The sequence below is a fragment of the Streptomyces coelicoflavus genome (assembly GCF_003112555.1).
Taxonomy (GTDB): Bacteria; Actinomycetota; Actinomycetes; order Streptomycetales; family Streptomycetaceae; genus Streptomyces; species Streptomyces coelicoflavus.
Map to the genome: position 1 here is coordinate 232,089 of NZ_BEWB01000011.1, position 14,100 is coordinate 246,188.

Below are 14,100 nucleotides of genomic sequence, written 5' to 3' on the forward strand. Positions count from 1 at the left end.
CACCTCGCACGACGGCACTTCGCACGAGCAGAACACGGAAAGGGAAGGTGGCCCCCTGATGGCCGAACAGTTCGTCGGCTCCGGCTGGTCGTTCCCCCTGCGCATCGGCCCCACCGGCGGCATCGCCCTGGTCAGCGGCGAGCAGGAGATCGAGGAGGCCATGCAGCTGGTGCTGGCCACCGCCCCCGGCGAGCGGCCGATGCGCCCCGAGTTCGGCTGCGCCATCCACGACCTGGTCTTCGCCCCGGTCAACGAGCAGACCGCCGGCCGCATCCAGCACGAGGTGCTCGTCAGCCTCGACCGCTGGGAGCCGCGCATCGAGGTCCACGAGGTCGACGTCAGCGCCGGCGACGACCGGAGCGTCCTCTACATCGACGTGCGCTACTCGATCCGCGGCACCAACAACCCGCGCAGCCTCGTCTTCCCCTTCTACGTCATCCCCTCCCACGACGAGCCGGACCTCCCCGACGGTACGGCCGGCCCCGCGGGCCCGGCGGGTTCTCCCGAAAGCGATCGCTGATGCCCCTGCCCTCCCCCAACCTCGACGACCGCCGCTTCCAGCAGTTCGTCGACGACGCCAAGCGCTACATCCAGCAGCGCGCCCCGGAGTGGACCGACCACAACGTCTCCGACCCCGGCATCACCCTCGTCGAGACGCTCGCCCACATGGCCGACCAGATCGTCTACCGCCTCAACCGGGTGCCGGAGAAGAACCACCTCGCCTTCCTCGACCTCGTCGGCATCACCCTGTTCCCGCCGTCCGCGGCCCGCACCGACGTCACGTTCTGGCTGTCCGCGCCGCAGGAGGACGCCATCCTGGTGCCCGTCGGCACCGAGGTCGCCACCCTGCGCACCGAGCGGGACGAGGCGATCGTGTTCAGCACCACCGGCGACCTCACCGTCGTCCCGTGCGAACTCGGCCACCTGGTCGTGCAGCACAGCGGCCAGGCCGTCACCGACCGCACCACCGACCTCGCCGAGGGCAAGGACCTGATGTGCTTCGCCGAGGCCCCCGCGCCCGGCGACTGCATGCTCATCGGCCTCAGCAACGCCGTCCCCCACTGCGCGCTCGCCCTCGAACTCGACAGCCGCGTCGACGGTGTCGGCGTCGACCCCCGCCAGCCGCCGCTGGTGTGGGAGGCCTGGACCGAGGACGGCTGGCAGCCCTGCGAGGTCGACCGGGACGGCACCGGCGGCCTCAACCGCCCCGGCGACATCGTCCTCCACGTGCCCGGCGGTCACGTGCTGTCCCGCAACGGCGGCCACGAGGCCGGCTGGATCCGCTGCCGGGTCACCGACCCGCTGCCCGGCCAGCCCTTCTACACCACCTCGCCGACCATCCGCTCCGCCGAGGCCTACACGATCGGCGGCACCACCGGCACCGTCCACGCCGAAACCGTCCGCGACGAGGCCCTCGGCGAGTCCACGGGCCTGCCCGGCCAGCGCCTCAGGCTCGAACACGCCCCCGTCGTCGCCGACGACCCGCCCGTCCTCCTCCAGACCGCCGACGACGACGGCTGGCAGGACTGGCAGGTCGTCCCGCACTTCGCCGGCTCCCGCCCCGACGACCACCACATCACCCTCGACGCCGCCACCGGCGAGATCGCCTTCGGCCCCGCCGTCCGCGAGGCCGACGGCACCCTGCGCCAGTACGGCACCGTCGCCCCCAAGGGCGCCGTCATCCGCGCCCTCCGCTACCGCACCGGCGGGGGCAGGGCAGGCAACGTGGCGCGCGGCGCCGTACAGGTGCTGCGCACCTCGATCCCGTACGTCTCCGAGGTCGTCAACCGCGAGGCCGCCCGGGGCGGCGTCGACGGCGAGACCGTCCAGGAGGCGAAGCTGCGGGCGCCGATCACGCTGCGCGCCCAGGAACGCGCCGTCACCCTGCGCGACTACGAGGAACTCGCCCGCCGCGCCGCCCCCGAGACCGCCCGCATCACCTGCCTGGAGGGCGAGGAGAACGAGTACGGCGCCCACGCCGTCCGCGTCCTCGTCGTCCCGCAGGCCGTCCCCGACCCCGGCGGACGCCTGCGCTTCGAGCAACTCGTCCCCGGTGACGCCCTGCTGAGCCGCATCACCCGCCACCTCGACGAACGCCGCCTCATCGGGACCCGCCTGTCCGTGGGGCCGCCCTACTACCAGGGCGTCACCGTCGTCGCCACCGTCCACGCCTTCCGCGACGTCGACGCCGACCGCGTGCGCCGCCAGACCCACGACGCCCTCTACCGCCACCTCGACCCGCTCACCGGCGGCGCCGACGGCAGGGGCTGGCCCTTCGGGCGCCCCGTGCAGTCCGGCGAGGTCTTCGCCGTCCTCCAGCGCGTGCCCGGCGTCGAACTCGTCGACGAGGTCGTCCTGCACCCGGCCGACCCCCTCACCGGCAAGCGCGGCGACCCCACCGACCGCATCGACCTCGAAGCACCCGCCCTGGTGTTCTCCTACGACCACCGGGTCCGCGTGATCGGGGACGGCGCGTGACGACCGCCCCCGCCTCCCGCCGGGGCTCCGTCGACGGACTCGGCTCCTCCCTGCCCATCGGCTCGATGCTGCCCGCCGTCTTCGCCGACGACGACCTCGCCCTGCGCTTCGTCGGCGGGCTCGACGACGTCCTCGCGCCCATCCTCAGCGTCCTGGACTGCCTCGACACCTACTTCGACCCCGCGCTCACCCCGGCCGACTTCGCCCAGTGGCTCGGCACCTGGGTCGGCGCCGAGACCGACGGCACCGAACCCGAGGCCCGGCTGCGCGCCGCCGTCGCCGCCGCCGCCCGGCTGCACCGTGTGCGCGGCACCCGGCAGGGGCTGGCCGAGGCCGTACGGCTGGCCTTCGGCGTCGCACCGGAGATCACCGAGAGCGGCGGCGCCGACTGGAACGCCCGTCCCCTCGGCCCCTTCCCCGGCCGTCCCCGCCCGTACCTGCACGTCGCCCTCCGGCTGCCCGACCCGAAACCGGCCGACACCCATCGCCTGGACACCCTCGTCGCCGCCGCCCGCCCCGCCCACATGCCCTACACGGTCGAAGTGACCGCCTCCGAAAGGACCCCGGAGAGATGACCACGCAGAACTGCGCCGAGTGCGGAACCCGCGCGGAACCGGGCCAGTCCTTCTGCGACGCGTGCGGCGCCGTACTCAGCTGGGAGCAGGCGGGCGCCGCACGCACCGCGCAGCCCGCGGCCGCCACGTCCGATCGGGGCCCCGCCTTCGACGCCTTCGGCGGCGCGGGCGTACCCCCGGCCCGCACCGGCCGCCCGGCCCCGGCCTCCGCCGCGGACGGCACCGCCGAACCGTCGACGGGAACCATCGGGGACAACCCGACCCTGCCCCAGCCGCGCCGCACGGCTGGCGCCGCGGGCACCCCGGACACCGGCGGCACGGCCGCCCCGGGGGACACCCCGGGCGACCCGGACCGGGCGGCGGGCTCCGCCGACCGGTCCGGCCAGCCGGGTCAGGCGGCGCAGGCGGGTCAGGCCGGTCAGCCGGGGACGACCGCCGGGAACGGCGCACCCGCCACCGACGAAACGGCCCCCACCGCCCCGGTGCCCGCCGCGGCGGCAGCCCCCGCCCCGGCCCCCGCTCCGAACGCCCTCAGCGACACCATGTCCGACCGGGCCCGCTCCCTCCTCGTCCCGGTCGCCGACCCCGAGGCCCCGGCCCCGACGCCTCCCCCGGCCGTCGCCCCGGTCCTGCCCGGCCGCCCCGACGCGGACCGCCCCCAGGTCCGCGCCCCTGGCCACCAGCCCGACATCGCCAACGGCCCGCCCTGCCCCTGGTGTTCCACCCCCAACCGCCCCGACCGCCACTACTGCGCCCGCTGCGCCATGCCCCTGGTCGCGAGCGGCGACCAGGCCACCGTGCGCGCCCCTTGGTGGCGCCGGCTCTTCGGCGGACGGCGCCGCGAAACCCCGTGGGCCGGCGACCGCCCCCGCCTGCGCCGCGTCTTCGACCGCATCGGCACCTGGATCACCGTCGCCGTCCTGGCCACCCTGGCCGTCCTCGGCTTCATGTACATCCCCGACGGCATCCAGAACACCCGCGACCACTTCGCCAAGCGCGCCCCCGTCTCCCCCGACGGCATCAAGGCCTCGCGCTCCTTCCCCGGCCACGACCCGAAGCTCCTCGTCGACAAGCTCAGCAACACCTGGTGGGGCCCCGGCATCACGGAGTCCGGCCAGGGCCAGTGGATCGAGGCCACCTTCACCGAACCGACCCGCCTGCTGGACGTGATCATCACCCCCGGCGTCTCCTCCAGCGCCAACAAACTGCAGGAATCCGCCCTGCCGCACCGCATCAAGGCGACGATCACCATGAAGGACGGCTCGATCAAGACCCGCGATCTCACCCTCGACCAGGGCGCCGGCGGCCAGCGACGCCCGTTCCGCGTCGGCGAGGTCACCAAGGTCCGCTTCACCATCGAATCCGCCCACGCGGCGTCCGCCGAAAAGCAGGTCGCCATCGCCGAGATCGAGTTCTTCGGCCCCTCCAGCGCCAACCGGTCCTCCTGACCCGTCCGGGGCCCCGCTGACCCGTCCGGGGCCCCGCCGGCCCGTCCGGGGCCCCGCCACGGGACGGCGTTCCCGAACCGGCGGGGCCCCGCACCCACCCGGGAACAGCCGGGCCCCCACCCGAACGGACGCCACACCAGGCGCCTCACGCCGGGCCGCCAGAGGCTGAGGCCATGCCCACAGCACGAGCGATATCCACCGCCGTCCTGCTGTCCACGGCCACCCTGCTCGCCTCCTCCCTGACGGCCTGCGCGCCCACGGACCAGGAGCGCGACCGGCAACGCGGCACCGGCGGCACCACGACCGACGCACAGGCCCTGACCAACCTCCGCGACCAGTCCCTGGACTGGCGGGCCTGCCCCGCCCCCTCCCCCGCCCAGGGCGGCGGCGAGGCCCCCGCGGCGCTCCCCGACGGCACCCGGTGGCAGTGCGCCACCCTGCGCACGCCGTTGGACTGGAAGAACCCCTCCGGCGAGTCCATGGACCTCGCGCTGATCCGGGCCCGCTCCAGCGGCACCCCGGACGACCGGATCGGCTCCCTCCTCTTCAACTTCGGCGGCCCCGGCGGCTCCGGCGTCGCCACCCTTCCCGGCCTCGCCCCCGACTACGAGAAGCTCCGCACCCGCTACGACCTCGTCAGCTTCGACCCGCGCGGCGTCGGCGACAGCAGCGGCGTCCGCTGCCTCGACGCCGGCCTCCCCGACGAGGACGAGATCGACCAGACCCCCGACGACGGCGGCGACGAGACCAACGCCCTCGTCCGGTTCAACCGCGAAACGGCGGCCGCCTGCGAGAAGAACTCCGGCGACGTCCTCCCGTACGTCGGCACCACCCAGGCCGCCCAGGACATGGACCTGCTGCGCCACGTCCTCGGCGACGACAAGCTCCACTACTTCGGCATCTCCTACGGCACCGAACTCGGCGGCGTCTACGCCCACTTGTTCCCGGACCACGTCGGCCGCGCCGTACTCGACGGCGTCGTCGACCCCACCCACGACGCCATGGAGGAAGCCCTCGCCCAGGCCGGCGGCTTCCAGCTCGCCTTCGAGCACTTCGCCGCCTGGTGCGCCCGGCAGGGCTGCACGCTCGGCGACGACGCCGAGGACATCGTGGACCTCACCCTCGACCTCGAGGAAACCCTCGACGACACCCCGCTCCCCACCCCCGACGGCGGCGAAGTCGACGGCGACGCCCTCATCGGGGCCATCACCGGCGCCCTCTACCGCCAGGACTACTGGCCCGCCCTCCGCGTCGGCCTGGAGGCGGTCACCGACGACAACGGCGAGGTCCTGGAGGACCTCGCCGAAGCCCTCGGCCAGCACGGCGGCAAGGGCGGTACCGACGACGACACGACCGACGACACGACCGACGAGCAGAGCAACGAGGACGACGCCTTCCGCGCCATCACCTGCGACGACTCCAGCAGCCGCTACACCGTCGCCGACGTGCGGTCCCGCCTCCCGGACTTCCTCGAAGCCTCCCCCCTCTTCGGCCCCGGCCTCGCCTGGTCCGCCCTCACCTGCGACGGCTGGCCGGTCCCCGGCGCCGCCCCGCACCCCGAGGTCGGCGCCCCCGGCGCACCCCCCGTCCTCCTCGTCGGCAACACCGGCGACCCCGCCACCCCGTACGAGGGCGCCGCCCGCATGGCGGAACGCCTTGGCGAGAAGGTGGGCGTGGAGCTGACCTACGAGGGCGAGGGCCACGGCGCCTACGACAGCGGCAACACGTGCGTCCAGAACACCGTCGACGCGTACCTGCTCGACGGCAGGCTCCCCGCCCCCGGCACGGTCTGCGAGGCGGAGCCGCTTCCGGAGGGCAAGTAGGCCCGACGCCGGACGCCTCATGCCGGACGCCCCCGCGATCCAGGATCGCGGGGGCGTCGTCGTACGTCGTCGTACCGGTGCGGAGCCCCCTGTCGGATTCGAACCGACGACCTACGCATTACAAGTGCGTTGCTCTGGCCATCTGAGCTAAGGAGGCACGCGCGCGGCGGGCGCGCGCAGGCTGCTCCACTGTACACAGAGCCCGGTGAACGGTGGAATTCGAAAATTTCGGCGAAATTCACAGACTCCCAGCTACTGACAGATCAGGTGAACGCCGGGTACCGTCCTGCTCAGCTTCACCCGTGTGGACTACACCACCACCTTCCTACAACGGATCGTCCGGCACGTTCCTGCCGGTAGAAGGGGGCCCATTCACCATGGCCACAGTTACGTTCGACAAGGCGACCCGTGTGTACCCGGGTTCCACCAAGCCCGCCGTCGACGGTCTCGACATCGACATCGCGGACGGCGAGTTCCTCGTCCTGGTCGGCCCGTCCGGTTGTGGCAAGTCCACCTCGCTCCGGATGCTCGCGGGGCTCGAGGACGTGAACGGCGGCGCCATCCGCATCGGTGACCGCGACGTGACGCACCTGCCGCCGAAGGACCGGGACATCGCCATGGTGTTCCAGAACTACGCGCTGTACCCGCACATGTCGGTCGCCGACAACATGGGCTTCGCGCTCAAGATCGCCGGCGTCAACAAGGCGGAGATCCGCAAGAAGGTCGAGGAGGCCGCGAAGATCCTCGACCTCACCGAGTACCTGGACCGCAAGCCGAAGGCGCTCTCCGGCGGTCAGCGCCAGCGTGTGGCGATGGGCCGCGCGATCGTGCGTGAGCCGCAGGTGTTCCTCATGGACGAGCCGCTGTCCAACCTGGACGCCAAGCTCCGCGTCTCCACCCGTACGCAGATCGCCTCGCTCCAGCGCCGTCTGGGCATCACCACCGTCTACGTCACCCACGACCAGGTCGAGGCCATGACGATGGGCGACCGCGTGGCGGTCCTCAAGGACGGTCTGCTCCAGCAGGTCGACACCCCGCGGAACATGTACGACAAGCCCGCGAACCTCTTCGTCGCCGGCTTCATCGGCTCCCCGGCCATGAACCTGGTCGAGGTTCCGATCACCGACGGCGGCGTGAAGTTCGGCAACAGCGTCGTCCCGGTCAACCGCGACGCCCTGAAGGCCGCCGCCGACAAGGGCGACACCACGGTCACCGTCGGTGTGCGTCCGGAGCACTTCGACGTGGTGGAGCTGAACGGCGGCGCGGCCAAGACCCTGTCGAAGGACTCGGCGGACGCCCCGGCCGGCCTCGCGGTCGCCGTGAACGTCGTGGAGGAGACCGGCGCCGACGGCTACATCTACGGCACGGTCGAGGTCGGCGGCGAGTCGAAGGACCTCGTGGTCCGGGTCAGCAGCCGCGCGGTGCCGGAGAAGGGCACGACCGTCCACGTGGTGCCGCGTCCGGGCGAGTCGCACGTGTTCTCGTCCTCCACGGGCGAGCGCCTCACCGACTGAGCGGGGTCGCGCGGGGCAATCCCCCGCGAAACCCCCCGTTGAGAAACCACGCGACCGGGTGATTTCACCCGCGTTGACGAAAAGAGCCCCGCGGCCTGCTGCGGGGCTCTTTTCGTTGTCGACAAATACCCCGGCACACCGGACGTTTCGACCCGTGTTCGTCAATCCATTACCGCGCCGAAGGCAACTCATCATCCCCCGATGGGGTGACTAAATGTCGCCAAATCATTACCGGGCGCTACCCTCACTCGCGTGAAGCACTCCGTGAAGCACTCCTCCACCCGACAGACGCGACGCGGCCGGGGCCCCGCCCACCGGATCGGCCGCTCTCTCGCCTTCGTCCTGCCCGTCGTCCTGGTGCTCTCCGGGACTCTCGCGGTCACCCGCGTCGACTGGTCCGGGGATCCCTCGGACTCGGTGCTCGCCGCGTCGGAGGCCTCGTCCTCCAAGGCGTCCTCCGCCCGCGCCCCGCACCAGGTGCTCCGCGACCGGCTGCTGACCGAGCTCCAGGAGGAGGACCCGGGCGTCGCGCTCACCCACCTCCAGCAGGCGGTGAACGAGCGCCCGTCGCTGGCCGACCACTGCGCCACCATCGCCCGTGCGCTGGGCCGCGCCGCGGTGAAGGCGTACGGCCCGACGCGCGCCCAGTCGTACGCCCGCCCCGTCTGCGACACCGCCTTCGCCTCGGGCGTCCTGGCCGCGCACGGCTGAGCACCCTCCGGGGAGGGCCGGGGCGCCGCGTACAGTTCGGGCATGACCGATCCGAACGCCGCGTCCCGCCGCCCCGTTCAAGCCGTCGTACTGGCCGGCGGGCAGGGTTCCCGGCTGCGCCCGTACACCGACGACCGGCCCAAGCCGATGGTCGAGATCCCGGGCACCGGGACTCCGATCATCGGCCACCAGCTCGCCTGGCTCGCCGAGGAGGGCGTCACCGACGTCGTGGTCTCCTGCGGCCATCTCGCCGAAGTCCTTCAGAAGTGGCTGGAGAGCGCCGACCTGCCGCTCTCCGTCACCACGGTCGTCGAGACCGAGCCCCTGGGCCGCGGCGGCGGCCTCAAGTACGCCGCCGCGCACCTCCCGCACCCGGACCGGCCCTGGTACGCCACCAACGGCGACATCTGGACCCGTTTCTCGCTGCGCGACCTGGCCGACTTCCACGCCGAGCGGGACGCCGTGGCGACCCTCGCCCTGGCCCGCCCGCGGCTGCCGTGGGGCGCCGTGCAGACGGACGGCTTCGGCCACATCACCGACTTCATCGAGGCACCGCCGTCGACGTTCGAGATCAACGCGGGCGTCTACGTCTTCTCGCCCGAGTTCGCCGCGATGCTCCCGGAGCGCGGCGACCACGAGCGCACCACCTTCCCCCGCCTGGCCCGCGAACGCCGCTTGGCCGGCTTCCCGATCCCCCAGGGCTCCTACTGGCGCGCGATCGACACGGCGAAGGACCTGACGGAGGCGGCCAGGGAGCTGGAGGCGCTGGGCGGCCGCTGAGGGGCCTGCACGGTCCTGCCCGGGCGTGCGCCGCCTCAGAAGCCCAGGTAGGTGATCTGGACGACGCAAACGCGTTCGTCCCGCACGACGATCTGGTACGTGAACATCCCACCGACGTCGCGAGGCGGCGGGGATGCGGGCCGGCGACTTCGGAGTGGCGGTCGGGTACACGAGGGCGACTCCTGCGTGGAGATCGCGACAGCACCCCGCACCTTCCGCGTCCGCGACTCCAAGCACACGGCGGGCCCCCGGCCGGCCCTCGCGCCGGGCACGTGGACGCGCTTCGTGGCGTACGCCGCGTCGGAGCGCTGACGGACCACCGACGCGCGCCCTGCACCCCGTTGTGGCCGGGGCGCAGGGCGCGAACGCGTGGGGGCTAGCCCAGGAGGCCGCCCACCAGGCGGCCGCCCGGCTCTCCGGTGGACGACGAGTCGCCGCCGCCGTCGCCGCTCCCGGTGCCGCCCGTGGAGCCACCGCCGCCGCTGCCGCCGGTCGAGGTGCCGCCCGACGTCGGTCCCGCCGTGGTGCTCGGCGCCTGGCCGGCCGGGGAGGACTGCCGGGGCGGGGCCTGGCCCGTGGTGCCCTGGGTCTGGCTGGGCGTGCCGCCGCCGGTGGCGGTACCGCTGCTGTCGCGGGTCGCTCCCGGGGTGCTCGAGCCGTCCTTCGCGGGGGCCGACGCGCCCCCGGTCGCGCCCTGGGTGGGCGACGCGGAGGCCTCCGGGGACGAGGGCTTCGGCTTGCTGCTGCCGGGCTCCTGCGGGAGCGGGGAGCCGGGCAGTTCGTTGCGCGGGGCCTCGCCGGGCCCGGGGACGACCACGCGGTCGGCGTCCCGGACGGCACCGCCGAGGACGGAGCCGACGAGGAGGGTGACCCCGGCGACGAGGAAGGTGATGAGCGCGCCGCGGCGCAGGACGTAGCGGCGCAGGTCCCAGATGTCGGAGTGGGGGCCGAGCCGGCGCCAGGCACTGCTCGCGAGCCGGCCGTCCACCGAGTAGACGGGTGCGCCGGCGATGATCAGCGGGGACCAGGCGGCGAGGTAGATGATGTCGGGCGCGTCGTAGACCGGGACGCTCTTCCAGCTGACGGTGACGAGGAGCGCGGCGGACAGGCCGGCGCCGATGACGGCGGCCACGCGCTGCCAGCAGCCGAGGACGGTCAGGACGCCCACCAGTACCTGGAGGAAGGCGATGACCAGCCCGGCGCCCACGGGGTGGGCCAGGGCGAACTGGCGCAGCGGCTCGGCGACGTCCCAGGGGTGCAGGGTGTTGAGCCACTTGACCATGGAGCCGCGTTCGCCGCCGTCGAAGTAGACGGGGTCGCAGAGCTTGCCCATGCCGGCGTAGATGGAGATGAAGCCGAGGAAGACCCGCAGGGGCAGCAGGACGACGCCGAGGTTCATGCGGCGGCCGGGGAAGTAGGCGTGCCGCGCCGGGTCGTCGCTGCGGCGCCTGGTGCGGGGCTCGCCCCGGTCCGCGCCGCCGTCGCCGTAACCGTCGGGGCCGTAGCCGTCGCCGCGGTGGCCGTCGGTGCCCGTCCCGAAGTCCTGGGTGCCGTAGGCGGCTTCGTCGTAGGCGGGCTCGTCGTAGGCGCTGCCGACGGTGCGCATGGCGGGCAGCAGCCGGGTGCCGTCGGGGACGGGACCGCGCTGGGCGCCGACGAGGGGGGTCTCGAGCGTCTCGGTGGCGGGACCGTCGTCGTAGTCGAGGGGGCCGCCGCCGAGGTCGACCCGGGGGATGACCTGGGTGGCCCCGGCGTCGGCGGCCGGGTCGTCCGTGTGGTGGCCGGCGCCCGCGCGCACCGCCTGGAGCAGCCGGTGTGCGCCGGTGTCGTCCGGGTCGGAGCGCCCGCTCCACACGACGGCGCGGCGGCGGCCCGCGGCCGGGGCGGCGGGCATGCGGGCGGTGTTCTGGGTGGCGCTCAGGTGCCGCGCGATCCGCGGGGACTGGGTCCGCCCGGCGGCGGCACCGAACTGCACGCGGAAACTCGCGTGGTTGACGATGACCTGGGCCGGATCGCTCGGCACCTTCACCATGCTCAGCGCGGGAGCGTCGTCGTATCCCGACGAGCGGTCCCCCGTGGGTGTGCGGGGTGTTCTGGTGTCCACACTCATCTAACCGAGTGATGTGTCGTTAGGACACTGCCTTGACCGCCCCGATCTGTCCGGACCGCGTCAAGCATGTCCGGACAGCCTCGAACACCCCGTTTGGGTTATCCAGCGAACACCTGTTCAGGAGCGCCGACGCGCCGCCTCGTACAGCACGATCCCCGCCGCCACACCGGCGTTGAGGGACTCGGCGCCGCCCGGCATCGGAATGCGCACCCGGAAGTCGCACGTCTCGCCGACGAGCCGCGAGAGCCCCTTGCCCTCGCTGCCGACGACGATGACCACGGGGCCGTCGAGGGCCGCCAGGTCGCCGAGTTCGGCCTCGCCGTCGGCGGCGAGGCCGACGACCGTGATGCCGGCCTTCTGGTACGTCTCCAGCGCCCGCGTGAGGTTGGTGGCGCGGGCCACCGGCGTACGGGCGGCCGTACCGGCGGACGTCTTCCAGGCGCCCGCGGTCATGCCGGCCGCGCGCCGCTCGGGCACGACGACGCCGTGGCCGCCGAAGGCGGAGACGGAGCGGACGACGGCGCCCAGGTTGCGCGGGTCGGTCACGCCGTCGAGGGCGACGATCAGCGGGTCCGCGCCCTCGTCGTGGGCGGCGGCGACCAGGTCCTCGGGGTGCGCGTACTCGTACGGCGGCACCTGGAGCACGAGCCCCTGGTGGTTCAGCCCGTTGGTCATCCGGTCCAGCTCGGGACGCGGCGCCTCCATCAGGTTGATCCCGCCGCGCTCGGCGGCGAGCTGGAGGGCCTCGCGCACCCGCTCGTCGTTGTCGATGAACTGCTGGACGTAGAGCGTGGAGGCGGGCACGCCCTCGCGCAGTGCCTCGTAGACGGGGTTGCGGCCGACGACCAGCTCGGACGTCGAGCGGCCACCGCCGCGCCGCTGCTGCGGGCGGCCGCCGGTGGCGCGGCGCGCCTTGGCGTTGGCGGCACGCTGCTTGGCGTGTCCCTTGCGCATCTCGGCGGGGGGCGTCGGCCCCTTGCCTTCCAGGCCCCGGCGTCGCTTGCCGCCGCTGCCGACCTGCGCGCCCTTCTTGCCGGACATGCGGCGGTTGTTCGCGGCCATGAGTACCTGTCTCCGCTTCTCTGCGTCTCTGCGTCTGTGGGTCTTGCGGGGTGTGCGTCGTACGTGCGTCTTATGCAGTGTGCCGCCCGGAGGGCCGGGCGGCACAATCGATCTACGATCCGGACTCGGGTCAGCGGGGGCCGAGGCTCCAGCGGGGTCCCTGCGGGCCGTCCTCGATGACCAGTCCGGACTGCCCGAGCCGGTCGCGGATGGCGTCGGCCGTGGCCCAGTCCTTCCGCGCCCGCGCGCCCTCGCGCTGGTCGAGCACGAGCCGTACGAGGCTGTCGACGACGTGCCGCAGGTCCTCGCCCTGCTCCTGCTCCCCCGCCCACTGCGCGTCCAGCGGGTCGAGGCCGAGCACGCCGAGCATGGCCCGCACCTCGGCGAGCCGGGCGACGGCGGCGTCCTTGTCGTCGGCGGCCAGCGCGCTGTTGCCCTGCCGGACGGTGGTGTGCACGATCGCGAGCGCCTGCGGGACGCCCAGGTCGTCGTCCATCGCCTCGGCGAAGGCGGGCGGCACCTCGGCGGCGGGCTCGACGGCGTGGCCGGCCAGCTCGGTGACGCGCTGCACGAAGCCCTCGATCCGCGCGTACGCCGACTCGGCCTCGCGCAGGGACTCCTCGCTGTACTCGATGGTGGAGCGGTAGTGCGGGGTGCCCAGGTAGTAGCGCAGCACGACCGGCCGCCACTTCTTCACCATCTCGCTCACGAGCACGCTGTTGCCGAGCGACTTGGACATCTTCTCGCCGCTCATGGTGACCCAGGCGTTGTGCACCCAGTAGCGGGCGAAGGCGTCGCCGAAGCCCTTGGCCTGGGCGATCTCGTTCTCGTGGTGCGGGAAGATCAGGTCGATCCCGCCCCCGTGGACGTCGAACTCCTCGCCCAGGTACTTGTGCGCCATCGCGGAGCACTCCAGGTGCCAGCCCGGCCGCCCCCGCCCCCACGGCGTCTCCCAGCTCGGCTCCCCGGGCTTGGCCGCCTTCCACATGGCGAAGTCCCGCGGGTCCCGCTTGCCGGTCTCGCCCTCGCCGGCGGGCTGGCGCAGCTCGTCGATGTCCTGGTTGGACAGCGACAGGTAACCGGGCAGGGACCGTACGTCGAAGTAGACGCTGCCGTCGGCCTCGTAGGCGTGCCCGCGCTCGATGAGGCCGCGCATCATCTCGACCATCTCGGTGATGTGGCCGGTGGCGCGCGGCTCGTAGGTGGGCGGCAGGCAGCCGAGGGCGTCGTAGGCGTCGTTGAACGCCCGCTCGTTCTCGTACCCGATGGACCACCAGGGGCGGTTCTGCTGCTCGGCCTTCCCGATGATCTTGTCGTCGATGTCGGTGACGTTGCGGACGAACGTGACGTCGTAGCCGCGGTACGCGAACCAGCGGCGCATGATGTCGAAGTTCAGCCCGGAACGGATGTGCCCGATGTGCGGGGCGGCCTGCACGGTGGCACCGCACAGGTAGATCGAGACGCAGCCCGGCGTGAGGGGGGCGAAGTCACGGATCTGCCGGGCGCTGGTGTCGTACAGGCGAATAGTCACGTGTCCAAGGGTAGTAGGCCCCGGACAGTGCCCAGGGCACGCGTGCCCCGTTGTTGCACGACCGAGCC

12 protein-coding genes and 1 tRNA gene are annotated in these 14,100 nt (G+C 73.2%); 9 read left to right on the forward strand and 4 right to left on the reverse strand.

The window, feature by feature from the left end; genetic code table 11:
• Window positions 1–58 precede the first annotated feature (58 nt).
• From Sco07f_RS26915 to Sco07f_RS26935, 5 genes are all read left to right on the forward strand, one after another.
• Window positions 59–520 carry a GPW/gp25 family protein gene (locus tag Sco07f_RS26915; RefSeq protein ID WP_007450941.1) on the forward strand — a complete coding sequence of 154 codons (462 nt, stop codon included), beginning with the start codon at window positions 59–61 and terminating at the stop codon, window positions 518–520.
• Entirely contained in the window at window positions 520–2,478 is a 1,959-nt protein-coding gene (locus tag Sco07f_RS26920) for a putative baseplate assembly protein (protein ID WP_007450943.1), read from the forward strand. Before Sco07f_RS26915 ends, Sco07f_RS26920 begins: the two co-directional genes overlap by 1 nt.
• A gap of 65 nt (window positions 2,479–2,543) precedes the next feature.
• Window positions 2,544–3,053 (forward strand): phage tail protein, encoded by a 510-nt coding sequence (locus Sco07f_RS26925; protein ID WP_051005931.1) that lies wholly within the window; start codon window positions 2,544–2,546, stop codon window positions 3,051–3,053.
• Window positions 3,050–4,501, forward strand: coding sequence for an NADase-type glycan-binding domain-containing protein (locus Sco07f_RS26930; protein WP_108989438.1), 1,452 nt, complete (start codon window positions 3,050–3,052; stop codon window positions 4,499–4,501). Before Sco07f_RS26925 ends, Sco07f_RS26930 begins: the two co-directional genes overlap by 4 nt.
• Before the next feature lie 173 nt (window positions 4,502–4,674).
• Window positions 4,675–6,324 carry an alpha/beta hydrolase gene (locus Sco07f_RS26935; RefSeq protein WP_108989439.1) on the forward strand — a complete coding sequence of 550 codons (1,650 nt, stop codon included), beginning with the start codon at window positions 4,675–4,677 and terminating at the stop codon, window positions 6,322–6,324.
• A gap of 83 nt (window positions 6,325–6,407) precedes the next feature.
• On the opposite strand, the gene Sco07f_RS26940 is transcribed toward Sco07f_RS26935, so the two are convergent.
• A tRNA-Thr gene (locus Sco07f_RS26940) sits at window positions 6,408–6,481 on the reverse strand.
• 220 nt (window positions 6,482–6,701) lie between these two features.
• Here Sco07f_RS26940 and msiK point away from each other — a divergent pair.
• The 4 genes from msiK (at window position 6,702) to Sco07f_RS26960 (ending at window position 9,641) form a co-directional block, all read left to right on the forward strand.
• Entirely contained in the window at window positions 6,702–7,838 is a 1,137-nt protein-coding gene (gene msiK, locus Sco07f_RS26945) for a diacetylchitobiose ABC transporter ATP-binding protein MsiK (protein WP_007450959.1), read from the forward strand.
• 264 nt (window positions 7,839–8,102) lie between these two features.
• Window positions 8,103–8,549, forward strand: a complete 447-nt coding sequence (locus Sco07f_RS26950) for a hypothetical protein (protein ID WP_087792933.1) — start codon at window positions 8,103–8,105, stop codon at window positions 8,547–8,549.
• Between the two features lie 42 nt (window positions 8,550–8,591).
• A complete protein-coding gene (locus tag Sco07f_RS26955) occupies window positions 8,592–9,329 on the forward strand; it encodes a nucleotidyltransferase family protein (protein WP_007450961.1) in 738 nt (245 codons plus the stop codon).
• Window positions 9,330–9,428: 99 nt separating this feature from the next.
• Window positions 9,429–9,641, forward strand: coding sequence for a DUF397 domain-containing protein (locus tag Sco07f_RS26960; RefSeq protein WP_108989494.1), 213 nt, complete (start codon window positions 9,429–9,431; stop codon window positions 9,639–9,641).
• Window positions 9,642–9,705: 64 nt separating this feature from the next.
• Here Sco07f_RS26960 and Sco07f_RS26965 read toward each other — a convergent pair whose 3' ends face one another.
• The 3 genes from Sco07f_RS26965 to cysS form a co-directional block, all read right to left on the reverse strand.
• On the reverse strand, window positions 9,706–11,439 hold the full coding sequence (locus tag Sco07f_RS26965) for a DoxX family protein (RefSeq protein ID WP_167468234.1): 1,734 nt from the start codon (window positions 11,437–11,439) through the stop codon (window positions 9,706–9,708).
• A gap of 117 nt (window positions 11,440–11,556) precedes the next feature.
• Entirely contained in the window at window positions 11,557–12,501 is a 945-nt protein-coding gene (gene rlmB, locus Sco07f_RS26970) for a 23S rRNA (guanosine(2251)-2'-O)-methyltransferase RlmB (RefSeq protein ID WP_054101643.1), read from the reverse strand.
• A 130-nt stretch (window positions 12,502–12,631) separates the two neighbouring features.
• A complete protein-coding gene (gene cysS, locus Sco07f_RS26975) occupies window positions 12,632–14,032 on the reverse strand; it encodes a cysteine--tRNA ligase (RefSeq protein ID WP_054101644.1) in 1,401 nt (466 codons plus the stop codon).
• Between the last annotated feature and the right edge of the window lie 68 nt (window positions 14,033–14,100).

What these genes read in the sequence shown, in the direction of transcription:
- msiK (WP_007450959.1), top strand. Translation starts at nt 6,702, where the DNA reads ATGGCCACAGTTACGTTCGACAAGGCGACCCGTGTGTACCCGGGTTCC.
- Sco07f_RS26965 (WP_167468234.1), bottom strand. Translation starts at nt 11,439, where the DNA reads ATGAGTGTGGACACCAGAACACCCCGCACACCCACGGGGGACCGCTCG.
- Sco07f_RS26915 (WP_007450941.1), top strand. Translation starts at nt 59, where the DNA reads ATGGCCGAACAGTTCGTCGGCTCCGGCTGGTCGTTCCCCCTGCGCATC.
- rlmB (WP_054101643.1), bottom strand. Translation starts at nt 12,501, where the DNA reads ATGGCCGCGAACAACCGCCGCATGTCCGGCAAGAAGGGCGCGCAGGTC.
- Sco07f_RS26925 (WP_051005931.1), top strand. Translation starts at nt 2,544, where the DNA reads ATGCTGCCCGCCGTCTTCGCCGACGACGACCTCGCCCTGCGCTTCGTC.
- Sco07f_RS26955 (WP_007450961.1), top strand. Translation starts at nt 8,592, where the DNA reads ATGACCGATCCGAACGCCGCGTCCCGCCGCCCCGTTCAAGCCGTCGTA.
- Sco07f_RS26920 (WP_007450943.1), top strand. Translation starts at nt 520, where the DNA reads ATGCCCCTGCCCTCCCCCAACCTCGACGACCGCCGCTTCCAGCAGTTC.
- Sco07f_RS26930 (WP_108989438.1), top strand. Translation starts at nt 3,050, where the DNA reads ATGACCACGCAGAACTGCGCCGAGTGCGGAACCCGCGCGGAACCGGGC.
- Sco07f_RS26935 (WP_108989439.1), top strand. Translation starts at nt 4,675, where the DNA reads ATGCCCACAGCACGAGCGATATCCACCGCCGTCCTGCTGTCCACGGCC.